This is a genomic window from Mycobacterium sp., from assembly GCF_025965855.1.
Classification (GTDB): Bacteria; Actinomycetota; Actinomycetes; order Mycobacteriales; family Mycobacteriaceae; genus Mycobacterium.
This window is the reverse complement of sequence record NZ_JAOPWB010000157.1, coordinates 1-23820: the sequence shown is the minus strand read 5'-3', so window position 1 is coordinate 23820 and position 23820 is coordinate 1. Positions and strand designations below refer to the sequence as shown.

Annotated in this window: 25 protein-coding genes and 2 pseudogenes; 17 read left to right on the top strand and 10 right to left on the bottom strand. The window is 65.2% G+C overall.

Translation table 11 applies throughout. The annotated features are described in order from the left end of the window. On the top strand, positions 1 to 368 hold a 368-nt coding region (locus JWP83_RS12625), incomplete at its 5' end, for a DUF899 family protein (protein ID WP_297730278.1). Continuing rightward, positions 352 to 1341: a sigma-70 family RNA polymerase sigma factor gene (locus JWP83_RS12620; RefSeq protein ID WP_297730276.1), complete on the top strand. Its 990-nt coding sequence runs from the start codon at positions 352 to 354 to the stop codon at positions 1339 to 1341. The genes JWP83_RS12625 and JWP83_RS12620, both read left to right, overlap by 17 nt. A 58-nt stretch (positions 1342 to 1399) precedes the next feature. Here the strand turns inward: JWP83_RS12620 and JWP83_RS12615 are convergent, their stop codons facing one another. Beyond that, the gene (locus JWP83_RS12615; protein WP_297730274.1) at positions 1400 to 2302 is read right to left on the bottom strand and encodes an alpha/beta hydrolase; all 903 of its coding nucleotides are present in this window, start codon (positions 2300 to 2302) and stop codon (positions 1400 to 1402) included. A gap of 212 nt (positions 2303 to 2514) precedes the next feature. On the opposite strand from JWP83_RS12615, the gene JWP83_RS12610 reads away from it, so the two are divergent. Both JWP83_RS12610 and JWP83_RS12605 read left to right on the top strand, forming a co-directional pair. Then, positions 2515 to 3228, top strand: coding sequence for a protealysin inhibitor emfourin (locus JWP83_RS12610; RefSeq protein WP_297730272.1), 714 nt, complete (start codon positions 2515 to 2517; stop codon positions 3226 to 3228). A 175-nt stretch (positions 3229 to 3403) separates the two neighbouring features. Then, complete coding sequence (locus JWP83_RS12605) at positions 3404 to 3712, top strand: hypothetical protein (protein WP_297730271.1); 309 nt, start codon at positions 3404 to 3406, stop codon at positions 3710 to 3712. A gap of 33 nt (positions 3713 to 3745) precedes the next feature. Here JWP83_RS12605 and JWP83_RS12600 read toward each other — a convergent pair whose 3' ends face one another. Together JWP83_RS12600 and JWP83_RS12595 are read right to left on the bottom strand one after the other, a co-directional pair. Beyond that, positions 3746 to 4831 carry a diguanylate cyclase gene (locus JWP83_RS12600; RefSeq protein WP_297730270.1) on the bottom strand — a complete coding sequence of 362 codons (1086 nt, stop codon included), beginning with the start codon at positions 4829 to 4831 and terminating at the stop codon, positions 3746 to 3748. A gap of 125 nt (positions 4832 to 4956) precedes the next feature. Beyond that, entirely contained in the window at positions 4957 to 6414 is a 1458-nt protein-coding gene (locus tag JWP83_RS12595) for a phospholipase D-like domain-containing protein (protein ID WP_297730269.1), read from the bottom strand. 100 nt (positions 6415 to 6514) lie between these two features. On the opposite strand from JWP83_RS12595, the gene JWP83_RS12590 reads away from it, so the two are divergent. Beyond that, the gene (locus tag JWP83_RS12590) at positions 6515 to 6916 is read left to right on the top strand and encodes a nuclear transport factor 2 family protein (RefSeq protein ID WP_297730268.1); all 402 of its coding nucleotides are present in this window, start codon (positions 6515 to 6517) and stop codon (positions 6914 to 6916) included. Between the two features lie 167 nt (positions 6917 to 7083). On the opposite strand, the gene JWP83_RS12585 is transcribed toward JWP83_RS12590, so the two are convergent. Then, positions 7084 to 7251: a hypothetical protein gene (locus tag JWP83_RS12585; protein WP_297730267.1), complete on the bottom strand. Its 168-nt coding sequence runs from the start codon at positions 7249 to 7251 to the stop codon at positions 7084 to 7086. A gap of 687 nt (positions 7252 to 7938) precedes the next feature. Between JWP83_RS12585 and JWP83_RS12580 the strand changes: the two genes are divergently transcribed. Both JWP83_RS12580 and JWP83_RS12575 read left to right on the top strand, forming a co-directional pair. Then, the gene (locus JWP83_RS12580) at positions 7939 to 9006 is read left to right on the top strand and encodes a diguanylate cyclase (protein WP_297730266.1); all 1068 of its coding nucleotides are present in this window, start codon (positions 7939 to 7941) and stop codon (positions 9004 to 9006) included. Positions 9007 to 9119: 113 nt separating this feature from the next. Beyond that, positions 9120 to 9866, top strand: coding sequence for a hemolysin III family protein (locus JWP83_RS12575; protein ID WP_297730265.1), 747 nt, complete (start codon positions 9120 to 9122; stop codon positions 9864 to 9866). A gap of 46 nt (positions 9867 to 9912) precedes the next feature. Here the strand turns inward: JWP83_RS12575 and JWP83_RS12570 are convergent, their stop codons facing one another. Next, a complete protein-coding gene (locus tag JWP83_RS12570; protein WP_297730264.1) occupies positions 9913 to 10770 on the bottom strand; it encodes an LLM class F420-dependent oxidoreductase in 858 nt (285 codons plus the stop codon). Positions 10771 to 11091: 321 nt separating this feature from the next. Here JWP83_RS12570 and JWP83_RS12565 point away from each other — a divergent pair, with 321 nt between their 5' ends. The 6 genes and pseudogenes from JWP83_RS12565 to JWP83_RS12540 form a co-directional block, all read left to right on the top strand. Continuing rightward, complete coding sequence (locus JWP83_RS12565; protein ID WP_297730263.1) at positions 11092 to 12057, top strand: metal-dependent hydrolase; 966 nt, start codon at positions 11092 to 11094, stop codon at positions 12055 to 12057. Continuing rightward, positions 12054 to 12242 carry a ferredoxin gene (locus tag JWP83_RS12560; protein ID WP_297730262.1) on the top strand — a complete coding sequence of 63 codons (189 nt, stop codon included), beginning with the start codon at positions 12054 to 12056 and terminating at the stop codon, positions 12240 to 12242. Before JWP83_RS12565 ends, JWP83_RS12560 begins: the two co-directional genes overlap by 4 nt. Positions 12243 to 12245: 3 nt before the next feature. Beyond that, entirely contained in the window at positions 12246 to 13457 is a 1212-nt protein-coding gene (locus JWP83_RS12555; protein WP_297730261.1) for an FAD/NAD(P)-binding oxidoreductase, read from the top strand. Positions 13458 to 13567: 110 nt separating this feature from the next. Next, positions 13568 to 14533, top strand: a complete 966-nt coding sequence (locus JWP83_RS12550; RefSeq protein ID WP_297730260.1) for a 2-hydroxyacid dehydrogenase — start codon at positions 13568 to 13570, stop codon at positions 14531 to 14533. Between the two features lie 110 nt (positions 14534 to 14643). After that, positions 14644 to 15066 (top strand): nitroreductase family deazaflavin-dependent oxidoreductase, encoded by a 423-nt coding sequence (locus JWP83_RS12545; RefSeq protein WP_297730259.1) that lies wholly within the window; start codon positions 14644 to 14646, stop codon positions 15064 to 15066. 134 nt (positions 15067 to 15200) lie between these two features. Next, positions 15201 to 15605: pseudogene (locus tag JWP83_RS12540) on the top strand (ATP-binding protein); the annotation flags it as partial. A 424-nt stretch (positions 15606 to 16029) separates the two neighbouring features. Here the strand turns inward: JWP83_RS12540 and JWP83_RS12535 are convergent. Further along, positions 16030 to 17388: a wax ester/triacylglycerol synthase family O-acyltransferase gene (locus tag JWP83_RS12535; protein ID WP_297730280.1), complete on the bottom strand. Its 1359-nt coding sequence runs from the start codon at positions 17386 to 17388 to the stop codon at positions 16030 to 16032. A gap of 272 nt (positions 17389 to 17660) precedes the next feature. On the opposite strand from JWP83_RS12535, the gene JWP83_RS12530 reads away from it, so the two are divergent. Continuing rightward, positions 17661 to 18545 (top strand): cyclopropane mycolic acid synthase family methyltransferase, encoded by an 885-nt coding sequence (locus JWP83_RS12530; protein WP_297730257.1) that lies wholly within the window; start codon positions 17661 to 17663, stop codon positions 18543 to 18545. Between the two features lie 216 nt (positions 18546 to 18761). Beyond that, positions 18762 to 19205 carry a hypothetical protein gene (locus tag JWP83_RS12525; protein ID WP_297730256.1) on the top strand — a complete coding sequence of 148 codons (444 nt, stop codon included), beginning with the start codon at positions 18762 to 18764 and terminating at the stop codon, positions 19203 to 19205. Between the two features lie 15 nt (positions 19206 to 19220). Here JWP83_RS12525 and JWP83_RS12520 read toward each other — a convergent pair whose 3' ends face one another. Together JWP83_RS12520 and JWP83_RS12515 are read right to left on the bottom strand one after the other, a co-directional pair. After that, a complete protein-coding gene (locus tag JWP83_RS12520; protein ID WP_297730255.1) occupies positions 19221 to 20114 on the bottom strand; it encodes a hypothetical protein in 894 nt (297 codons plus the stop codon). Positions 20115 to 20237: 123 nt separating this feature from the next. Then, the gene (locus JWP83_RS12515; RefSeq protein WP_297730254.1) at positions 20238 to 20813 is read right to left on the bottom strand and encodes a hemerythrin domain-containing protein; all 576 of its coding nucleotides are present in this window, start codon (positions 20811 to 20813) and stop codon (positions 20238 to 20240) included. A 140-nt stretch (positions 20814 to 20953) separates the two neighbouring features. Between JWP83_RS12515 and JWP83_RS12510 the strand changes: the two genes are divergently transcribed. Next, complete coding sequence (locus JWP83_RS12510; RefSeq protein ID WP_297730253.1) at positions 20954 to 21673, top strand: CoA pyrophosphatase; 720 nt, start codon at positions 20954 to 20956, stop codon at positions 21671 to 21673. A 252-nt stretch (positions 21674 to 21925) separates the two neighbouring features. On the opposite strand, the gene JWP83_RS12505 is transcribed toward JWP83_RS12510, so the two are convergent. Both JWP83_RS12505 and JWP83_RS12500 read right to left on the bottom strand, forming a co-directional pair. Beyond that, the gene (locus JWP83_RS12505) at positions 21926 to 22177 is read right to left on the bottom strand and encodes a hypothetical protein (protein WP_297730252.1); all 252 of its coding nucleotides are present in this window, start codon (positions 22175 to 22177) and stop codon (positions 21926 to 21928) included. Between the two features lie 97 nt (positions 22178 to 22274). Further along, a complete protein-coding gene (locus tag JWP83_RS12500; RefSeq protein WP_297730251.1) occupies positions 22275 to 22490 on the bottom strand; it encodes an acyl carrier protein in 216 nt (71 codons plus the stop codon). Between the two features lie 256 nt (positions 22491 to 22746). On the opposite strand from JWP83_RS12500, the pseudogene JWP83_RS12495 reads away from it, so the two are divergent. Next, a pseudogene (locus JWP83_RS12495) lies at positions 22747 to 23820 on the top strand (ornithine decarboxylase); the annotation flags it as partial.

Below are 23820 nucleotides of genomic sequence, written 5' to 3'. Positions count from 1 at the left end.
AGGCCCGCATGGGATGGCGGCTGCCCTGGTACTCGTCACACGGCAGCGACTTCAACTACGACTTCCACGTCAGCAGCGACGAATCGAAAACACCGATCGAATACAACTACAAGGACAAGGCCACCCTGCTGCGCGAAGGGCTGGACTACGTCGCCGCCACCGGTACCGACGGGCAAGGCGTGAGCGTCTTCGTCCAGGACGGCGGCAAGGTTTTTCACACCTATTCGGCCTACGGCGTCGGCGCTGATGTCATGCTGAGCACCTACCGGTTCCTCGATCTCACTCCGCTGGGCCGGCAGCGCTACATCAACGAATGGCCATGGCACGACACCTACGGGGCACCGGATCGTCATGAGCACCACCATTGATCGTGGGGGAGAGGACTTCGCGCGGCTCGCCGAGCCGTTTCGTCGCGAGCTGATCGCCTACGGCTACCGCATGCTCGGCTCGGTCGACGACGCCGAGGAAGTCGTGCAGGACGTGTACTTGGACGCGTGGCGAGCCTATGACCGGTTTGAAGGGCGATCGTCGCTGCGCACATGGCTGTATGCCATCGCCGCCCGGGCATTCGTCAAAACCCTCGAGCGCCGCAAGCGCCGCCCGTTGCCGTCGGACCTGAACGCTCCGGCCGCCGACCCCACCGCGCGCCCCCTAGCCGGTGATGCGGAGTTGACCTGGCTACAGCCCGCCCCCGATTCGTTGCTGACTGCCACGACGACTGACCCCGGCGTGGTGGTGGCCGCACGCGAAACCATGCGGCTGGCTTTCGTGGCTGCCCTACAGCTTCTTCCCCCGCAGCAGCGGGCGGTGCTGATTCTGCGGGACGTATTGGCTTGGTCCGCAGCCGAAGTCGCGACATTGCTCGATCTGAGCGTCGCCGCGGTCAACAGCTCGTTACAGCGCGCTCGCACGCGTCTACCCGCTGACAGCGACTCGCTGGTACAGCCGTCCGAGCAGCGGCAGCGCGAACTGCTGGACCGGTATGTGGCCGCATTCCAAAACGCTGACGTTGACGAACTGGTCGCGGTGCTGACCGAGGACGCGGTCTTTGAGATGCCACCGTTCCTCACATGGTTCAAGGGCAGCGACACGATCGGGGCCTTTCTCGGCCCGCGGATGCGCGCCTTCGGCAACACCCCGGTCGTACACACCTCGGCCAATGGGCAACCCGCGGTGGCGCTCTACCCGGCAACGGCCGACGGGCAGCATCGCCTGCACGCCCTACATGTGCTCACTTTAGTGCCGCGGGGCGTCGGCCACATCGTGGCCTACCAGGACGTCGACGGGCTGGGGCGCTTCGGTCTTCCGTACGTGCTGCCGCCTGAACAGACACGGGGCTGACGCAGAAGGTTTGGCATCAACAAGTCTCGGATCATCCTGGCAATCGCGAAATATCCGCTTAGGTGATCGACCAGAATTCGAGCAGGGTGCGCAACGTCGCGACGAGGGGAAGCGGTTGGTCGAGCATCGGATGGTGCCCGGCCTCGGCCAGCTCCACGAAAGGCCCCCTGAGTTGGAGGATGGAGCGGATACGTTCGCCCATGGCGGGCGGCACCAATCCGGCTTCGCAACGCACATAGCCTACACGGCAACGCATTTCGGCCAGCATGGTTTCCAACGACTCCTCGTCCGTGGGTGTTGGCTCGAGGAGTTCACCGCCGAAAATCGCGGGGTCAAACTTCCAACTCCACCCTTTGCCGGTCTTCCGTACCGACTCGACCGCTATGTGCTGCCGGACGTAGGGGAGAATCACCCGCTGCCGGGGAACCGCCGTAAAACGGTCCAAGATCTCATCTTTCGTCCGATACAGGGTGTGTGTGCGATTGCGCAACCGCGCTTCCTCGGGCGCACGGTCCCACAGCGGCGAGTCGATCACGACCATGCAATTGATCTGTTCGCCGCAATTCATCGCCGCCGTGGCCGTGACCCAACCGCCCATGCTGTGGCCCACGATGGTCGGTCGCCCCGAGGCCCCGGCGGCCGTCGACACTTCCATCACTTCGTTTGCCCAGGCTTGGAGGTCGTAGGCGACGCGCGTGCCACTGTCGCCGTGTCCGGACAGATCCAGCGCGATCACGCGATGGGTGCGGGAGAAGAACGGCGCGACATGGTCCCACCAACCAGAGTGTGCTCCGCCACCATGGACGAGCACCACCGCAGGCTGGTCGCTGGCGCCCCAGGCGCGTAGGTGAATGCGGCAACCGTCGACTTCGACGTCGCAATGGTCCGGCCGTTGGTCAAGCGCGGCGGTGAACCACGATGGTTCGGTCGCGGTCTGGCGCGAACGGGAAAACAGGCTCATTGGACGTCCCACTGTAACGGCAGCCAAACGATCCCGGAAAAACGCGCGCCCATCTCAGCCCCGCCGGCTGCCGCGCGCCGGATGCCGGAAAGGCCTGCGCAGCACCAGCGGGTCGGCAATCCCGGAAGTCGAGTAGTCCACTACGCGTGTGGCACGACATCGCAGCTGAAACGCTGTTGCCGTCCAGTACCCAGCCGAAAGGGAGGACGGCCATGGAAGTCACCATCGAACGATGCGGCGGATTGATGGGCGAGGCCGAGAGGCTCGGGCCCGTGGACACCGCGAACCTGGCCCAAGATCTCGCCCGCCAGGTCGGCGCCGTCGTCTCCGAGATGAAGCTCTTCGACTTGCCGGCCACCATCACCAGGCCCGGCGGAGCCGACGTCGTGGAGTACAAAACGACCGTCGCCGACGGCGCTCATACCCATACCGTCTACTCGAACGACCTGTCGGACGCGGCATACCGAGATGCGCTTGCCGATCTGGTCGCGCTGCTCAAGGTGTCGGGAGCGAAGTTCGCAGTGATAGAGCTGTGGATCACCTCAAAGATCGCGACGGAAGCGTCGCGATACGACCTCACCGGAGGCGGCGTAACGCTCTCGTACTTCACTTTCGCCGAGATGAACAAAGAGCGGATCCTGTGTTACTCCGACGGGCGTCGATCGCTGGACTTCTACGAAAAAGACGTCCGTATCGACGACGTGCCGGACCCTCACGGCCACTGCGTCACTGTGACCCTCCAGGGCGAGGGCTGGAAGGCGGTCACCGCGACCTTGCTGGTGCCCCGCGTCGGGTTCACCGGCGGCGATACCGCATGGTCGTCCCCCGTTGAGGCTGTGATGATCGTCGCCAGTCCGGCTGCAAGCGGTCGGGGCATGAGCTACGACGCCACAAGAATGGTGGGCGAAGCCTGCAACCATGACTAGCGTCGCCCGATCAACCTCCACCAAGAAGCGAATTGTGAGCTAAGAACACTGATTCCAATGACCACTGCCACAACTACTCACCAGACATTCCCCGACTACTGCTGCGACCTCGCAGTGATGGCGTATTCATCGATTACTCCATCAGTCCACCGCCGATTCCCGGCAGGCCCCCTTCGTGCTTCGCTACGAACGGGGCCAGCCGAACTTCGACTTCAAGCGCAAACACATCCGCAGCACGCTCGTCACCGATCTGGGCTGGTGTCTGAGCGTGCTGATTCACCAACTGGGCGATGCCGGTTCGGTCACCGCAACGATTGTCTTCCCCACTGTCGTAATGCCCACGGAGCAAGCGGAAATCCCGGTGCAAACCATGCTGATCACCACCACCCACGAGATTCCCGCCGTGCTAGCGGTCCCCGGCCAACGCGACCATTACCAGATGACCGCCCTTAGCGGTCGCGCCCAAAGAATGCGGCTCTATTGAGCAGCAAGCGCGCGTTCGAGGCCGCGGAGGGCCTCACCGGGTGGGCGGCACCGGAATGTCGGCGCACCGAACCTGGTTCCCCCCAGCGCGTTTCGCTTCGTACATCGCGCCGTCGGCGGCGTCCACCAGACGTTCGACAATCTGCCGGTCGAGGGTTTCATTTTCCGACGGCAGTCGGATGCTGCTGACGCCCAGGCTTGCCGTCACGCCCCAGGGTGTGCCGGCAATCGCCCGGCGCATCGCCTCGGCGGTCTGCAGTGCGCCGTGGGTTCCGATGGTCTCGGCCACCAGGAATTCCTCCCCGCCGACCCGGGCGATCACCGTTCCGCCGTCGCTGATTCGCCGCAGATTGTCGGCTACGCCCACCAGGATGCGGTCCCCGGTGGCGTGACCGTAGGTGTCATTGATGCGCTTGAAATTGTCGAGATCGACCATCAAGACGCTGAGACACAGGGCGCGCGTGTCGGCATTTAACAGCCTGGATGCCGACCGATAAAATCCCCGCCGGTTGCGCAAGCCGGTGAGCGGATCGGTCGAGGACTTCAGGGCATCGACCGACAGCCAATGCACGAGTACCTGTCCGCAGAACGGGACCGCCAGGATGCCCGCGCTGAGCACCAGCAGTTTGGCCGCCGCCATCGACGGATCACCGGTCGCCGCGATCCGGGCGGCGCACACCACCGCGGCGCCTAAGGCGGTGCCCAGCGTGAAAACCAGGAGGCGAGCGGAGTGAAAGAACGCGACGTACCCCGCGAGGCCACCGAATGCCGCGCACCCCAGCAGCCCGCCGAGCGGGTCGCTCTCGATCACGCACGTCGCGGCGATGCCTAGCGCCCCCGCGATCGAAAACACCTGGGATTGAACCCGCGTCGGCCAGCGCAGCACCCACACCAGTGCCACTCCCGTGATGCCGACCATGAACGCCACGGCTACGGCGAACCGCGTGGGTGTCTGTGGACCCGACGGGCTGCCCAGCATCAGCAACGTCGCCGCGACAAGGGTTGCCAGGATGACGACCAGCAAGTAGCGGACAAATGGCTTCAATCCACGCGCCGCGAGGTAATCCGACAACCAGTCATAGTGGTCGGGTTGACGCCACCACACGGCGATCCAGTGCATTTTCGACGCCCCTGGCCCCTCCATGACATCGCAGATCAACAGCGCGGACGACCGAACCTTCGTCGTATGCTACTAATCGCCGTTGAAACCAGGGGCTCTTTAGATTTTCAGCGCACCCCAAGCGATCACTGGGACAGCTTCGTGATTAGGCGCCGCATACTGCCAGTCAGCGATCGCGGAACGTGGTCGGGATCCATCAAGTCGTTCTCGGCCAGCGGGCTATCCTCGCCGGCCACGGTGCGGCCGGTAAACCGCCGCAGTCTCTTGCGCTGCCCACGAAGCGCCTCGACGGCCTGTAAGAACGACTTACCCTGGTGCATCGTCCGCTCGAACTCATCGATGGACACACCCAGATGTTCACACACCAATTGTTGCCGCACCGACTGGATCACTCGCCGGATGTGTTCGTGCTCTTCGGCGTCCGGGTCCGCCTCGATGGCGACGTCGCACTCGCTGTCGAATCCCATCGACCGGTTGTTGAAGTTGGACGAGCCGACGCGCAATAGCCGATCGTCGACGACCAATACCTTCGAGTGAATGTAGATCGGCGACCCGCCGTCGGTCACCGCCCAGTAGACGCCCAATCGACGGTGGTCGTCGGCCGCCCAGAGTTCGTGGATCAGACGGTGGCGTGCGCTGTCCATCGTTTCGCGCTCGAGGCGGTTCAGGCCTCTACGGGGAAGGACGATGACGATCTCCGGACCGTCGTGTTCTTCGAGTCGAGCGGCCAGCGCCTCGACCACCTGTCGGGCGGCCAGATACTGGTTCTCCAAATAGATGGTGTGCCGCGCGGCCGCAATTGCCGCGAGGTTGAGCGCCTCCACCTCGCGAACCTCGCTGCGGCGGTTGAACGTGGGCAGGGTGCGCGCGATTCCGATGTCGACCTCGCGCAAAATCGACGGCATGCCGGAAGGCCAGACGGCATGGGCGGAGTCGATCGGGGCCAGCGATTGGCCGGTAGCGGTATGCCATCTGTCCCGGGCGACCTCGGCGAGGGCGCTCGCGGCGGCGCCGTCCACCGCTGCCGCGACCTCGTGGCGAGGACCGTACTTGCGGCCGAGCGCTCGACGAAACCGGTTGTTGTGCTTGTGTTCTGGGGTATCCCAGCGATCCAGGGTGAGGTCGATGCCACCGCAGAACGCCAGGACGTCGTCGATGATCACGAGCTTCTGGTGATGGACGGCGCCGGTGGGGCGGGCCCCGTCGATGGCGAAGTGCAACCGCCTGCTGCTGAGCCGATTCACGACGGACACGGGGGTGACGCCGTACCAAATGCCATCGAACACCGGCAGCAGGCGCAGATTGGATTTCAATACGTAAATCTCGAGAGCCGATCGTCGCCACAGCAGCCAGTAGAGGAAGGAGCCCAGCTGGTTGGGGCCGGCCAGCTTCTTCCCGCCCCGTTCGAATGTCGTCCTGGTGTCGAAGTCCCAGCCGACCAACATGATTCGACGTTTGGCACGCAGCATTGCCGCCTTCACGTGCCGAAAATAATCGGCGGCGTCGATGATGCAGGCCAGCTGGTCGGCGGGCTCGACGCGCCAGCAGGTCTGGCCGGTGATGGGCAAGGGCTCGTCGCGCATACCTAGTCCGCTGGATGGCTTACACGGCACGACGCAGACATAGCGGTCTGTCTACCATATGTGTGCCCGGTAGCCCGCGCGCTCCGTACAGTCGTCCACTGTGAACGTTGACGCGGTTGCCTTCAGCGGGCAGTGGTTAGAAGCATGGAATGCCCACGACGTCGAGGCCGTTCTGAAGCACTTCCACGAGGACGTGGTATTCACCTCACCCGTTGCGGCCGAGCATTTCCCCGAAACGGCGGGGCTCGTTCACGGCAAGTCCGCGCTGCGGACCTACTGGACCCGGGCATTGCAGCGCATCCCCGACCTCAGGTTCGTCGTCGAGAGCGTCTACCAGGGGATTGACACCATTGCCATCGCGTACCGAAACCAAGATGACAAGCTGGTCAGCGAAGTTCTGCGGTTCAGCGGCGACGTCGTGATCGAAGGGCATGGAACGTATCTCATTTCTCGGAAACGGCGCGTTGGTCCTGTTCAATCGACTCAATCACTTCGCCCATGAGCCAGCCGATCGCTCGCGTCGCATCGTCGCCGTCTATGTTCCACACCGCGACCAGGCGCTCGTAGCTATCGCGATTGAATTCACCAGGCCAGCAACGTTATTCACACGTAGCGACGGGCGCGGATGGCCGACCACGCGGTCGTCGGCCGCTGCTCTGGCCTTCGGACTTAGCGTGTGCCCTCATCGGGAAGGTCCTGCCGGGACTGGTGCAAACCCGGCCCGTCCGGGTCGTCGCCTTGGTGCTCCAGTTTCTCCTGGAGCTCCCGTTGCTCCTCGGTCGCCTTCCTGGCGTCTTCGGGCGCGGGCGGTGGGTCGATGTTGACTTGCTGATCCACGCGAAATCTCCTCCGAGTTTCGACAAATGCTTCTGGGAGGATCTCCCGAATCACGGGATCCGAAACCGAACAGCGTGGGGCTTTAAGCAGTCACTGGAAATAGGAATCCCGAAGGGCGGCCGCTTCACGGCGGATGAGGAGAGCCTCTTTGCGGGCCAGTTGCGCGCGCTTACGGAGCTGTCGGGCGTGCAGGGCTGCGTCGCGGGATTGCCGCGGGGGTCGCCTTGTGACGGTCCGGCACGCGGCGCGCACCCGGTAGGCCTTCTGCCGGCATGCCCCGGAGCAGTAACACGCGTCGGAGCGACCGTAGAACGGCGCCCGGCACACACAACACCGCAATTTCGAGGCCGCCATGCGCCATACGTTACAGTTAGCCGTAACGGATGGCCAGGGGTCTCAGTCGGGATCGCCGACCGAAAATGCCACGCTAACAACGGAGTAGCATTTGCACTCGCAGGGTGCGGGTGCAGCTGCCGGTTCAAAACGAGGCGTGAAGATGAGCCGAGGCGGGTCACGAAAGGTTGTCGCTCCGGTGGCCAGTAAGACGCTTGCCCAGCCAGGCGAACGGAAGTTGGTGGGCAGCCCGCACTGCCACTACGACGGGCTGCTTAGCTTGCCTTCGGGTAGCGTTTTCCGCCGCTACCAGGCAACACACGACCCGACGGCCGGCCGGAGGTTCGCGCACTGATGTCACGGCTCAAGGCGTGGTGGGGCCAGCCCGATCATTACGAGTGGATCACTGCGTTCCTGGGCCAACGTGGGATGCTGCGCCCGGCACGGATGATTTTGGCCGTTGTCGCCGGATCGTCGGCGTTGGTTCCGCTGACCGTGTTGCCGAGCCAAAGCCGGCCGAGTGCCGGTGAAGTGATCACCGGTGGAGTTGCCGCCGCGTTTACCGTCGGTGTGACGGTGTTGTGGCTGACGCGCTGGCCCACGCTGCGGCAGTCGCAGGCCGGCGTGGCGCTGGGCGCGCTATTCGTCGGGGGGTGGAGCCTCGCACAGCCCACCGGGGCCCTCGCGGCGCTGTCGTGCACGGCCATGGCCGTCACCGGCGGCTACATCGCGTTCTTCCACGGTCCCAAGCTCCTACTCTTCAACGGCGTGGTGGCCGTCGCAGTCACCGCCACGGCGGTGCTGCGGCTGGCTCATGAGGCCAACATCGCCACGGCGGCCTCCGCGCTCTGGATAAACACTTTTGTCAATTTGTCAGTGCCCCTGGGTATTTGGGGCATGGCGCGCGCGATGGGAACGTATGTTCAGCGTTCCGAAGAGGATGACCTCACCGGGTTGTTGAACCGGCGGGCGTTCACCGACGCGGTCAGCAACCGGTTGGCGAATCCACCGCCGGCGCACTCCCACCTCGCGGTCGTGATGGTCGATCTGGACAACTTCAAACGCATCAACGACACCCACGGTCATCTAGCCGGGGACCGCGCCCTGCGTGCGGTGGCCGATCTGCTGCGCGAGCACACTCCCACCGACGCGGTCATCTGCCGCGCCGGCGGCGAGGAGTTCTTGGTCGCGCTGACCGCCGTGACTTCGGATGTTCGGTCACTGACGGCGCAGTTCAACAGCGCCCTCGCCGGGCTGCTCCCGAAGATCACCGCCAGCGTCGGCATCGCCACCGCCGAGCTGCGCCAGCTGACCGATGACGTCGCATCCCTCGTTGACGAGCTCATCAGGATCGCCGACGACGCAATGTATGCCGCCAAACGCCGCGGCGGAGACCAGGTTCACCAGGGCGTTAAGACCTAGCCCTCGGCAGCCCCGATATCAGCCCGCGCTCGCGTACACGTTATTCACAGATTCGACATAGCGGTTGCTCAGGTTGCGGCGAAATCATCTAGCCAGGCTCTAGATCGCCTCGAATGAAAGCACTTAGCTGCGGTCCGTGTGCGAGCGAGGGAGGGACGTTGAGCTACCCGATCGCCGTCGCCGACGACGCCGGACAGTTCGTGGAGAACGTCGCCGCGGTTCTGACCAAGCCGCGGTTGCGCGGTTGGATCCATGAATATTGCGCCATCGCGGCCGTCATCGCCGGTGCGCCCCTGGTGGTGGTGTCGTGGGCGGAGGCATCCAAGCGGGCGGGGCACTCGACGCTGGCCTACACCCTGGCGATAGTGGCGATGTTTGCCGTAAGCGCCGTTTACCACCGCGTCCACTGGGAGTCGGCGCTCTTCAGGAACTGGATGAGGCGGCTCGACCACTCGATGATCTTCGTGCTGATCGCCGGGACCTATACGCCGTTCGCCAGGCTCGCCATGCCGCGCGGGACGGGGCATGTGGTCCTCGCGATCGTGTGGGGCGGCGCGGCTGCGGGAATCGCGCTGACTCTGTTTTGGCCGACGGCCCCGCGCTGGGTGGGCGTGGCGCTCTACCTGCTGCTCGGCTGGGTGGCGGTCTGGTACACCGGGTTGATCCTGCACAACGCCGGGATGGCCGCGACGGTGTTGCTGGCCGTAGGTGGCGCGCTGTACAGCGTGGGTGCGCTGTTTTATGGACTGCGCTGGCCCGACCCCTGGCCGACGACGTTCGGCTATCACGAGTTCTTTCATGCGTGCACGGCGCTCGCGGCAATCTGCCAATACATCGCCATCTGGTTCGCGGTCTTCTAAGACTGGCGGGCCGAGGCAAACTTCTTGGGCGCCAAGGCGATCGAGGCTACCCCAGATCGGCGGCGACCCGTTCCAATGCGGCGAGGTGGTCGTCGACGGTCGCCAGGCCGGCATTCATGGTGTTCACCGACAGGTGCGTGGCGCCGGCGGCTTTCCAGGCGGCGATGTCGGCGGCGGCCTTGTCGGGGTCGCCGGTCCAGCTGACCCGGCCTTCCATCCCGAGGGTGTCTGCGTCGCGACCGGCGGCCGCGGCGGCGCGCTGCACCTGCGTACGCGCGTAGTCGAGGCCGGGTCCGGGCTCCATCATCGGGAACCAGCCGTCCCCGAGCCGTCCGGCGCGCTCGTAGGCGCGGTCGGACGCCGCACCGAACCACACCGGAATCGGACGCTGGTTCGGCATCGGGGCCAGGCCGGCCCCGGTCACCGTGTGGTACTTGCCGTTGAACGTGACCGATCTTTCGGTCCACAGCTTGCGCATGACCTCGACCTGCTCCTCGCAGCGCCGCCCCCGGTTGGTGAACTCCTGCCCAAGCGCCTCGTACTCCACCGCGTTCCAGCCCAACCCGATACCGAGCCGGAACCGTCCATTGGTGAGCAGGTCGACCTCGGCGGCCTGCTTGGCCACCAACACCGACTGGCGCTGCGGCAAAATGATGACACCGGTGACGAGTTCGAGTGAGGTCACCGCGGCCAGGTAGCCGAACATCACGAGCGGCTCGTGAAATGTGGAGTCGATGTCGTAGTAACCTTGCCAGCCCTGGTGCACCGCCGGGTCGGCGCCCACGACGTGGTCGTAGGCGAGGATGTGCGTGAAGCCCAGTTCCTCGACGCGTTGCCCATACGCGCGTACGGCTGCGGGGTCTCCACCAAGCTCGGTCTGCGGGAATACCACACCAATGCGCATTCACAGTTCAACCGCGCGGTGCCGCGAAACCTTCCTCGTAACCGTCGGTAGATGTTCCGCCACGAATGCTTCCATGCCTGAACGTCTTTCGCCGATCGATGGGCGTAGAAGCCCACGCAGCGCCCCGTAGCAATCACGCGTCGCACAGCGAATTTCAGGAACTCGGTACTGCCGGTAGGTATAACCGGCGGTCCGTATGGGTACCCGGCCGGGTGGACGGTCGCTAAGCGGCGGCCTTTGTTCCGCCCTTGGATCGGCCGCTCTCTCAAATACAAAAGGGGAGGCCGACGGTACACAATCCGTCGGCGGGAGGAGCATCTGATGCCAGAGGTCCAACTTCACCACGAGGGACATCCGAAGTACCGCCGGATGGTCCGTTTCGACTGGTCGGAAACACCGCTGCACTGGGTGCCCGACGACCCGTTCTCGACGCACATGATCAACGTCTTGCACCTGTTGCTGCCCGAGGGCGAGCGGCACTTCATCAAAGCCGTCCTCGAAGCGTCGTCGCTGGTCGACGATCCGGAATTGGAGGCGGCGATCAAGCCGTTCATTCAGCAGGAGTCCTGGCATGCGTGGGCGCACCAGGTGGTGCTGGACCACTTGGCCGAGCAGGGCATCGACACCGCGCCGTTCACGGATCGGCTCGGCAGATTGTTATCGGTGCAGCTCGGTGATCCGCCCAAGTTCTTTCCGCCCGCGCTGCGGCGGTGGTGGCTGTATCGACGTTTGGCCGATGTGGCCGCGCTGGAACATTTCACGGCGATGCTGGGCCAGTGGGTGCTGACGAACCGGGGTCTGGATTACGCGGGGGCCGATCCGATGATGCTGGATCTGCTGCGCTGGCACGGCGCCGAGGAAGTCGAGCACCGCTCACTGGTGTACGACGTCTACCAGCACGTCTGCGGGAGCTATTGGATCAGGGCGTTCTCGATGTTCTTGACCGCGCCGCTCTTCGTTGGCTGGTGGGTCGCCGGAGCTCGATACCTGATGTCCCACGACCCGACCATCGACGCCAAGTGGCGCTGGCGGGACTGGCTGCGGGCCGCCCGCGACTACCGGTTGCCGAGCCCATGGAAGCTCCTGGTGACGACGCCGGGCCGGTATCTACGGCCCAGCCACCATCCCAATACCGAGGCGTCCACGCAGATGGCGATTGACTACCTGGCGTATTCGCCGGTGGCGAAAGCCGCCCGCGAGCGAGCGCGGTCCCAAGGGAAGTCGCCGGATCAATCTCAAGGGATCGAGACTTCACGCAACGGTTCACGAAAGGCCGAGGTTCGATGAAGGTTTCGGTAGATCTTGACACCTGCGATGGCAATGGCGTCTGCATGAGCATCTGCCACGAGGTGTTCGAAGTGCAAGAGGACGGGCTCCACCTCCTCCAGGGGGAGCCGCGGGCGGAGCTGCGGGAAAAGTTGATCGGTGCCGAAGTGTCGTGCCCGACCCAGGCGATCACGGTGAAGGACTGACCCATGCCGAGTCAACTACGGCAGGTTGTCGTCGTCGGTGGCGGCGTGGCGGGGACCCGCGCGGCCGAGACCCTGCGACAGGACGGCTACGACGGAGACCTGACCATCGTGGGCGCGGAGCGGCACGCGCCCTACCATCGGCCGCCGCTCTCGAAGAAACTGCTCACCGGCAAGGTGCACCGGGCCGGCGTCGACCTCGCACCGCAATTCGAGGTAGATGCGCGCGTGCTGCGGGGCGCGTCGGCGACGAAGTTGGACCTGGCCTCGCGCACAGTGCACCTTCGCGACGAAGACCAGGACCTGTCAGTGCAATTCGACGGACTGGTGATCGCCAGCGGTGCAACACCACGCGAATGGCCGGGTGGGCCGGTGCCCGATGGGGTGTTGATGCTCCGCACGGTCGACGATTGCCTGGCAATACGGGAACGACTAGGGTCACGCCCGCGGGTAGTCGTGGTCGGCGGGGGATTCATCGGCGCCGAGGTGGCCGCGAGTTGCCGCTCAACGGGGCTGGATGTGGTGCTCGTCGAGAAGACCACCAGCCCGCTGCTGGCCGCGTTGGGCGAGGAGCTGGCGCCGCGCTGGGCCGAATTGCACCGCCAGCATGGCGTGGACTTACGGGTCGGGGTGGGCGTCGACGCATTCGCCGGTAACGGGCATGTGGAGGCGGTTCGACTCACCGATGGCGCGCAGGTGCCGGCCGATCTCGTCATCGTCGGCCTTGGCGTCACTCCCGCCACCGACTGGCTGGGCGGCTCGGGATTGCATGTGGACGACGGGGTGCTCTGCGACGCCACGGGCGCGGCCGAAGGCGGCCCCGGGGATGCCACGGTCGTGGCCGCCGGCGATGTCGCGCGCTGGTGGCATCCGCTCTATAAGCAGCATCTGCGTACCGAGCACTGGGACGACGCCGGACGGCAGGGCGCCGCCGCGGCCCGGACGCTGTTGGCAGGGCCCGACCGTGCGGAACCCTATGACGACGTTCCGTATTTCTGGTCCGATCAATACGACGTCAAGATCCAGATGCTCGGTGTCCCAACGGATTACGATGCGATCGAAATCATCGAAGGCTATCCCGACGGGTGGGAATTCGTGGCCGCGTACGGCCGCGACGGCCAGACCAGCGCGGTGCTGGCAACAATTCCGAATCGCGTATACGCCTACCGCGACGCCATCGCAAAGGGCGCCGAGTTTCCCCCCGGGCGACCGGATTAGCGACGGCGGGTAGTTCGTCGGAATGACCAGCCCACCTCGTCCTTAGCTGATTTCGTTGTGGCGCAACGCATGCTGTGACGCCTTCCTGGGGCGTACGGAATGATGAAAGCATGACGGTAGCGAAGAGCAACGCCGTGCTGCGGGTCGGTGAGTTCGAGCCGACGTTTGCCGACGAGCTGGCCATGCGTTACGAAATCCCCACGCTCCCCGACGGACCGCGGCGCGCCCAGTTCCTGGCCGAGCACGCGGCCGGCGTCCGCGTGGTGGTGACCTCGGGCCGCGCGGGCGTCGGCGCCGACACCATCAGGGCGCTCCCCAACCTGGAGGCGATCGTCAACTACGGGGCCGGGGTGGATGCGATCGACCTGGAGGCGGCGAAGCGCCGCGATGTCTGCGTGAGCAACACCCCGGACGTGCTCTCGGACACAGTCGCCGATACGGCCCTGGGGCTGATCCTGATGACCCTGCGCCGTTTTGGCGCCGCCGACCGCTACGTACGGGCGGGCCGGTGGGCGCGCGACGGGCGGTTTCCTTATGCCAGGGATGTCAGCGGTCGGCGGGTCGGGATCATTGGCCTGGGCCGGATCGGTTCCGCCATCGCAAGCCGGCTGCTCCCGTTCGACTGTGCCATCGCGTATCACAACCGCCGGCGGATTGAGGGATCGCCCTACCGCTATGCGGAGTCGCCCGTGGAGCTGGCCGAGTCCGTCGATGTTCTGGTGGTCGCTACTACCGGCGACGATCGGACGCGCAAGCTGGTTGACCGCACCGTCCTCGAGGCACTGGGCCCCGAGGGCTACCTGATCAACATCGCGCGCGGGAGCGTCGTAGACCAGGAAGCGCTGGTGGACCTGCTAGTCGGCGGCGCGCTGGCCGGAGCAGGGCTGGACGTCTTCGTCGATGAACCTCATGTGCCCGCCGAGCTGGTGGAACTCGACAACGTGGTGCTCTTCCCCCACATCGGCAGCGCAACAGCGCGGACCCGCAGGGCGATGGCGCTGCTGGCGATCCGCAACCTCGACAGTTACCTCAGCACCGGAGAGCTGGTGACACCGGTATTGCTTCCCCGTCGATGAGGCAAGGGGACTATCCGGCGCTCGTGCCTCCGGGCGCAAGATAGCCTGTGACTCATGACAAGGCCGCTGCTCTGGGAATGGATCGGCGGCATCTCGCTGTTGGGAGGGCCATGACTGACCCGATTGAGCTGAGCCCCAGGGATTGGGTGCGCGAGCAGACCGAACAAATCCTGCAACAAGGCACGACCGACGGGGTCGAGATCCTCGACCGGCCCGTCGTCCTGATCACCGTTACGGGGGCCAAGTCCGGCAAGCAGCGGTACGTGCCGTTGATGCGCGTCGAAAAGGACGGTCGCTACGCCATGGTGGCGTCGAAAGGAGGCGCTCCTGCGCACCCGTCGTGGTACTTCAACATCAAGGCCAATCCAGCGGTGACAGTGCAGGATGGCGAGAAGGTTGTCGCCCTGACCGCGCGCGAGCTGGAAGGGTCCGAGCGAGAGCAGTGGTGGCGGTTGGCGGTGGAAGCCTACCCTCCTTACGCCGAATACCAGACGAAGACAGCGAGGCAGATCCCGGTCTTCGTTCTCGAATAACCGGTCGAATCCCGGTGCCGGGCCTGCCGTCTCAGCCGAGCGCCACAAAAAAGACGCGACGACGGGTTATCCCGCGGACCACAACTGGGTATGCCCGGTTGATGCCGGCAGATCCTGCAGATCCTGCAAACTCAATGGCCGCGGCCCCTCCGGTGGGATTCAGCCGCGCCGGTGCCGCCGACGCCGTTACCGCGGCCGAATTGCGCCGTGCGCTGCGACGGTGGCTGCAGGAGGCGACCGAAGTGTCCGCAGATGTGCGCGACGACATTGTCCTGAGCGCCAGCGAAGCGCTTGCGAACTGTGTCGAGCATGCATACCGCACGCATCACACGGTCGGCACGATGGGACTGCAGGCGCGTCACGATCCCGGCGCGCAGACCGTCAGCGTGCGCGTCAGCGACCGCGGAACTTGGCATAGGTCGCCGCCGAAGAAGCCCAGCGACCCGTGGGCGTCCCGGGGCATCATGTTGATGCACGCGCTCGCCGATCACTGCACCATCAACGCCCGCCCCGGCGGCACCACGGTGTGCCTGGATTACACCACCAAGTCAATCCCCTTGCAGAACGCCACTATTGGTGCCGAGTCGCCGGCCTCAAATCACAGCGGCGGCTGCGTGGGCGGGCTCGGTGACGATAGCCCTGGCAACCTGGCGGAGTGACCCTCGCGGATTCCCCGAGCGATCTCTGCCCTCAGATCCGCGCTGCCGGGCGGAGCTGTCTCTCGGCACCTACAGCTGAGGGTGCCGAACGGGTCCGGGTCGCCGCCCACGTCCGGATCCGCGGCGGCGGGTGCCGCCGCGCCCGCGCAGCAGCCGAGCGAGACAGCAATGCCGATCAGTGTTTTCCTGCTCGAGATCCACATTCCGGCACTCCTGTCAGCGTTCGACGACGTTCGTATCTGGAATGACGCGGCGGAAATTCAGTCCGTTCCCTTCAACGCCACGGCGGTGCGGCGCACCCACGTCACACGCCGAAGGCGCGCTCCAAATCCTTTAGCGACGTTTCCAAGTGGCCGAGCAGCCGCTGCAGGTGCGGGATGCTGCGACGGCAGCCAACGAGACCGAAGTCGAGGTTCTCGGCGTTGTTGGTCACTGTGATGTTGACCGCCTGCCCGTCGAGCGGAATCGACAGCGGATAGTTCCCATCCAACCGGGCACCACGCCAGTACACCGGCTTTGAGGGGCCGGCCGAGACGTTCGAAATCACAACGTTGAACGGCGGTGAGGCGGTCGAGAGGTATCCGGGAATCAGCCCGAAGAACAGCCCTCCGACGTTGAACGCCGACAGGGCGAGCTGTTGAACCGGGGGCAGCTGCTGGAACACCTCCTTGGTGTCGTGGATCGACGAGCTGATGAGCTGAAGCCGCTTTGCCGGGTCCTCGACGTCGGTCGCCAGGTTGCACAGCAAGGTCCCGACCATGTTGCCGACGCGGTCGTCATCGTCCTTGCGCAGGTTGACCGGCACCATCGCGGTCAGCGGATCGGCCGGCAGGGCGTTCTGCTCGAGGAGATAGGCACGAAGCGCCCCGGAGGACATGGCGAGCACCACGTCGTTGACGGTCACTCCGGCGGCGGACTTGACGGCCCTGATGCGGTCCAGCGACCAGGACTGCGCGGCCACCCGTCGAGCACCGCCGATCCGGACGTTGAACATGCTGCGCGGCGCGCGGAACGGGAGGGTCAACTGCTGTTCGAGCAGCGCTGCCCGCGCGAGCTTCACCGTGGACGGTGCCAACGCGAACGCTGACACCGCGGTGCGGCCGACCCGCTCGAGCAGCGACGGCCGCTTCCGCCGCTCCCTGTGCTGCCGGGGGCGGAGGTTCCACGGAACCCGCATCTCGTCGTCATCCGGATCCGGGCTGAAGGCGCGTTGCACCAGCCGCAGCGCCGAAACACCGTCCATGAGGGCGTGGTGGTACTTCGTGTAGACCGCGTAGCGCCCGTCCTGCAGGCCCTCGACGAGGTGCGCTTCCCACAGTGGACGGTGACGGTCGAGCAGGCTGCCGTGCAACCGGGACACCAACTCAAGTAGGTCACGGACGCGTCCCGGCTCCGGTAAGGCCGACCGGCGGAGGTGGTAATCGAGCTCCACGTCCTGGTCGAACGACCACGCGAGGTTGGTGATGCCGCCGAAGAAGGCCGGGTGCTTGCGGAACGTCGGTTGAACGTCGGTGCACTCGAGCATCGCCTGATAGGACTCGCGGACGAAGTGCGGCCCCGCATCCTCGGGCGGCACGAAGAGCTGCAGCGATCCCACGTGCATCGGATGTTCGCGTGACTCGCCGATGAGGAACAGCGCATCCGTCGGCGATATCGGTTCCATGGTCGTCAACCCCATTCCGTCCGGCCATGCCGTCCGCCCGACACGGCTCCTAAACTCTCTTTAGCCAAAGCGGGCGCCGGCCACACCTGAATGACCGCTTCGAAAATTGACGGGGCTGTTAATCGGCGGTGGCCGGCCCTGGCGTTTCCGGCGGCGGAAACCGCCAATTCGGTATGTGGCCAACCGGCCGGATAGACTGCTGGGTCTGTAAGTCGCGCGGCTCGGGTCACACGCCGCCGATCCCAATATAAAGCCACGTCAAAGGTTGTGCCTTGCCCGAAAAACCCCGCGAAGCCGTCAGCTTGGAGCCGCACTTCGAGGACGTGCAGGCGCATTACGACCTGTCCGACGAGTTCTTCGAGCTTTTCCTGGATCCGACGCGCACCTATAGCTGTGCCTATTTCGAGCGCGACGACATGACTCTCGAAGAAGCACAGATCGCCAAGGTCGACCTGTCGCTGGGCAAGCTCGGATTACAACCGGGCATGACGCTGCTCGACATCGGGTGTGGGTGGGGCACCACGATCGTTCGCGCGCTCGAGCGCTACGACGTCAACGTTGTCGGCTTGACGCTGAGCCGCAATCAGCAGGCGCACGTCCAGCAACGTCTCGACCAGAACCCCTCCGCGCCGACAAAGCGCGTGATGCTGCGGGGCTGGGAGCAGTTCGACGAGAAGGTGGACCGCATCGTGTCGATCGGCGCCTTCGAGCACTTCGGACGCGACCGCTACACGGACTTCTTCAAAATGGCCTACGAGGCGCTCCCCGCCGACGGTGTGATGCTGTTGCACAGCATCATCAAGCCAAGCGAGCAGGAGTTCAACGAGCGCGGGCTGCCCATCACGATGACCAAGCTGCGGTTCATGAAGTTCATCATGGACGAGATCTTCCCGGGCGGGGACCTTCCTGACGCCCGGACCGTCAAGGAGCACGCCGAAGGTGCCGGCTTCGCCGTCAAGCTTGTCCACCCGCTGCGCCTGCACTACGCCCGCACGCTCGAAATGTGGGCGGCCGCGCTCGAGTCGCGCCGCGACGAGGCCATCGCGATTCAGTCCCAAGAGGTCTACGACCGGTACATGAAGTACCTGACGGGCTGCGCCGACCTGTTCCGTCAGGGCTACACCGACGTCGCGCAATTCACCCTGGTCAAGGGCTGACGCCCGGCGCTGGCGGATGGCTGGGACCGGCCGCGCTTTCGCGGCGCGGTTTATCGGCACGTCCCGGCGGGTAACACCACGAGCAACGACCTGATGCGGTAGGGGCCGAGCTTGCTCGGTGCAAAACCGCAGGAAGGAACGACCGTGGGCGCCAAGCACCGCGCGACCGAAGTATCGGAGCAAAGGCGGCCGGCGAGGCGGAGTGCGCGACGCGGGATGGCCGGCGTGGCGATGGCCTGCGAGATCGTCTGCGCCTCAACGCTGTGTGCGGCGAGCTTGATAGGACTGTTTGCTTACGTCGAGCCCGAAAAGCCGACGGTTGAGTCCACCCTGGGGCCGCCGCCGGCCTCGCAGCTGGTGCGTCAGGAGGGGACTGTCATCGCTGTGTCGGCGGACTCGGTGACCGCGCGCAGCGCCAACGGCTACACCCAGACTTATCGCGTCACCCCGAACACCACCGTCATTTCCCGCATGGGCAGCCAACCCGCCACCGCCGCTTCATATTTCACTATCAACGACCAAGTAGACATCGTCGGGACGGTCGAGGGCGGTACGGCGCTGGCCACCGCGGTCGCCGACCGCAGCGTGTCCAACGGCAACGGATCGCCAATGGATTACATTGCGACTCAACCGATCAGCGGTGCGGCCGGCAGCACCTGAGTTGTCGCAATCTCGTTACCGGTTACTCAAATGCGCGTTGCCGTCGTGCAATTCGTCGCGGCGCAGGGCCATCGGAGTGCGGGCCGGGATGTCGCCGCCGGCGACAACCGCGCGGGTGATTGGCGTAAGCGCCCGAAACAGCGTTTCCACCTCTTCGTCGCTGAGGGCATCGAGCGCAGATAGGGCGAGCGCGTCGGTGCGCGATTCGATGTGGTCCTTCAACTCCCGCCCGGCCGCGGTCAGCGTGCCGTCGCCGTTGAGCAGTCCCCGCTCGGCGAGACGTTGCTCGTGCCGGCGCCACCCCGCCTCGTCGTAATCGCGGGTGCGGGCGATGTAGTCACGCTCGACTCGGCCCGCTGCGGCGTGCAGCACGTTGCACTCCCGACCCGAGACACCGGCGGCGGCCAGCACGGCCACATGCCCATCGCCGCGTTGCTCGCGCAGCAGCGTCGTGGCATGCCACAGCGCTTCCAGTGGATCCTCCGGCCACGGCAGCGCCAGGTTCGCGGCGAACAGCGGTCGACCGTCGAGCGGCGCCCGACGGGCCACCCTGCCCGCCAATTCGGCTGCGACAGCGATGTTTTCGTCCGCCTCGATGCCGTATCGGCGCAGCGCCGCGGCCGCGGATTCCCGCCGGACGTGCAACGCGGCGTCGGGACCGGCGATCTCCCACGCCGCAGGCAGGGCCTTCGCGACGCGCTCGGGGGCGAAGTTATAGAAGATCGCGGTCACCACTTCCCGCGGCACCTTGCCCAGCGGCGCCGAGCGGGCGGCGAAGTAACCCATCCAGAAGCCTCGGTAACCCAGCCCGTCCAGCGCCGCCCGCGCCTCCGGTGCGAAGTAGGTCACCGCGTGCACCGGCTCGAATCGATCGAAGAAGCGTCGCGCCAACTCCGGTTCTCTGCGCACGGTCGCAGTTAACCACCCGCCACCGACCGTGAACCAAGCGGGCTCGGCCGTTTCGCCGCTCGTCCTAAAGGTCCACCAGCTGCGCGATCGCGGCGACGTCGGTGTCGGTGCCGGCCACGGATTTCAGTTGCCTTTCAAGCTACCTATGCGGAGAGAAAAGTCCGTGCGTTGTGGTGGCGAATCGCTCTCGAGGGTCTCGACATAGGTTTCGGGGTCGCGGTCGACGATCGGCAATCCCTCGGCGGTGGGGTGCTCGGTCATGAACTCGCTGTATTGCCGCCCGAGGGCTTCGCGGAGACCGATTGGGGCATTGCGGCGGAAGTCCGGCAATCCGTCCCGTTCCTCTTCGCCCATGTGGTCGTCGTTGGCCGATCGGGTGCGGCCGACCGCCGCCCACCACTCGTCCGTGCCGACCGGGGCCGCGTTGGCGTCGCGCACGCCGTCGCGAATGTCGTTGTGATCACCGATGGCGTCGAGCGTCTCGCCTTCGGGGTCGTCGGTACCGCGCTTCAGCAGTTGCGGGTAGAAGATCTTCTCCTCGATGTAGGCGTGCACGTCGAGTTTGTCGCCGAGCGGACGCCATACCTGCTCGAGTGCCGAGTTGTTGACCGGTGTCCGCAACCGCAGCGAGTCCAGCCTGGCGAACTGCCGGCGGAACCAGTCGTGGTCGGCCCGGATCAAGACGGTGATATCAGCCATGCCGACTCCTAGCCTCCCTGCCTTCCGGCCATCGTGTTCCATTCCGGGCTATAGATCAAATGCGTGCCGCTGCCGGCCAGTGATGACGACCGCGATAGCAGCCCTCGGGGCCAAAAGTCGCTCTGGCCTAAGCTCGGGAAGTGACCATCCCGTATGACGCGGCACTGCGTGAACGGATTCGGAACCATCTGGCGGGTCATGACCGTCGCATGGTGACCGACCCGACCAAACGGCACGCAGCCGTTGCGGTGGTGTTGGTTGACTCGGAGGTCGGGGAGGACAGGGTCGATCCGGCGCCGCTCGACGACTGGATCACGGTGGGCCCGGTGTTGGGGACCGACCTCGACGGACGCATGGTCGATGTATCCGGAGGTGCCGCCTTCCTACTGTGCCGCAGGGCATCTGGCCTCACAGCTCACGCGGCGCAGTGGGCGCTCCCCGGGGGGCGCATCGACCCGGGTGAGACCGCGGTCGACGCGGCGTTGCGGGAACTGCGCGAAGAGGTCGGCATCGAGCTGCTCGACTCGGCTGTGTTGGGCTTACTCGACGACTACCCGACCCGATCCGGATACGTGATCACCCCGGTGGTGATCTGGGGAGGCGGACGACTGGACCCCCGGCCCACACCCGACGAGGTCGTAGCGGTGTATCGAGTTGGCCTCGGCCAACTGCAGCGTGACGATTCCCCTCGGTTCATCAGCATTCCCGAAAGCCCGCGACCGGTCGTACAAATCCCGTTGGGGAATGATCTCATACACGCGCCGACCGGCGCCGTGTTGCTCCAGCTGCGGTGGCTGTGTCTGGAAGGCCGCCACCACCCGGTCGACGACCTGGAGCAACCGGTGTTCGCCTGGAAGTAGGTGTCTGGCAAACCCTTTGGTGGCAGCCGCGGACTGAGCGGTCGGTGGAGCCCGCTGGCCCGAGCTGTGCGGCGCGGCGCTTGCGCCCGCTGATCAGGTGCACGGCAGCACGCAGCTCCAGCAGTGGGTCGTCGGACGGCTCGATGCCCGCAAGTCGGGGGATCGGGTCGAAGATGAGGTGTTCTGCTGCGCAGCGGCGTCCGTGACCGGCGCGGTCAGCTCAGGTGCACACCGTTGAGCTGGTCGCGTCCATCAACCATGCGGATTCGGTGTGGGGCTCTGCGCCGATTCCCATTTCGCTGCGAGAGATCTCTTGACCGGCGTGCCCGACGCCGCGTCGAGCTGGAAAGTTTCGCCGTCGCCCTCGAGCGTGACGACGTATCGGCCGTCGGCGAAGTCCTTGAACACCACCTTGTACGGCTGTTCGCCGGCGCCGCGGTCGACGGCGATGACGTCGCCGGGAGTGACGTCATCGATTCGGTCATTACCGGTAACTTCAGTCATATCCTCGACGGTAGCCGATGGGCCGCGGGACGGTTGAATTCAGCCGGATCAGCGGCCAATCACGTTGCGGGGCGACCCGATCCAGGGCCGGACAAGCCTATTTGGTCATCTGCACCAGGAACTCATGGCACCGCTGTGCGCGCTTGGAATCCTCCGCCATGACGTTCTCGAAGAACGATGCGATGTCGTCGAGCCCCGCGTTTTTCGCGTCGCGGACATACTGCCCGTAGTCGTGCCCGGCCTTCAACGAGTGGTACTGCACCGAAACCAGATCGTAGGTCACGTCGTCGAAGCCGGTCTCCCCCGTCGCCATTGCAATCCTCCTTAGGTCGTCGCCAGAACTCACGTCTGAAAGGCCTACCCGTGGGCCCCGCGGCTAAACAGATCGTCGGCCACGCACCAACGATGCCGCGCCACGGCCGTTACGACCCTTTACCGTCGTCTGGCCCCACCGTCACCCGACGGACGCGCACTGTTTGCCCCCCGGCAACCGGCGGGCGCATTCGGTCTGCAAGCCTTGACCGACACTCCGGGACGGAGAAGTCGCCATAACTCTCAGAAGGGCGACCATGACGGAACACTTGCGCGCTTACAACAGCCTTTGGCAGGTCCGCGGCGACTCGTGGTGCCGACTGGAGGAGGCCGCCGATCGGCTCACGCGGCCCACCACCGAGGGAGCGTTGAAAACAAAGTGCATAAACACCTGCCAGGAATTGCTCACTCGCCTGAGCACCCTCGAGCCCTACTGGGCCTATCCGGGTTCACCGCAATTCGCGCGAGTGCAACGACTTTTCGCCGCCGGCAGCTATGACAAATTCGCGCAAGCCTTGGTGCAGATCAACCGAGCGCTGACCACGGAGTCGTACCGCTCGGGCGACGTGGAGAACGCCGGAGCCGACGACCTCGACATGTTCCCGTCCGATCCGCGTCAGCTCGTCGAACACCAACCGACGACGCAGCGCGACCGTCCCTATTTCGAGGTGCTCGTCGTCGAAAAGATGACCGAAGACCAGGAACGGGCGCTGCGCAACGAAGTCCGCAAATGGCGGCGCCCCGACGACGAATTCGTCTACGAGCTCGTGGTGGTATCCAGCGGCGACGAGGCGCTCATCGCGGCACGGCTGAATGTCAACCTGCAGGCGGTCGTGATCCGGCGACGTTTTTCGCACCAATCGACCCGGGACCTGTCGGCTCTGGCGGAGTTCGTCGATACCGGGGTTTCGCACGAGTTGGCGGATCACCAGTCGCCAGAGGAACGCGCTCGGATCCTCGCGGTTTCCCTGGCGAGGTTGCGGCCCGAACTCGACCTGTACCTCATGACCGAAATCGAGGTGGAGGAAATAGCCGGGCGGCTGGGTCAGTACTTCCGCAGGGTGTTTCACGCTCGGGAAGGCATGCTCGAGCTTCACCTGTCGATCCTGCAGGGTGTGGCGGCGCGCTACCGCACCCCGTTCTTCAGCGCGCTCAAGCAGTACAGTCACCGGCCCACGGGTGTCTTTCATGCCCTGCCGATTTCGCAGGGAAAGTCGATCGTCAACTCGCACTGGATCAAGGACATGGTGGGCTTCTACGGCCTGGACGTGTTCATGGCCGAGACGTCGGCGACGTGCGGTGGTCTCGACTCATTGCTCGAACCGACCGGG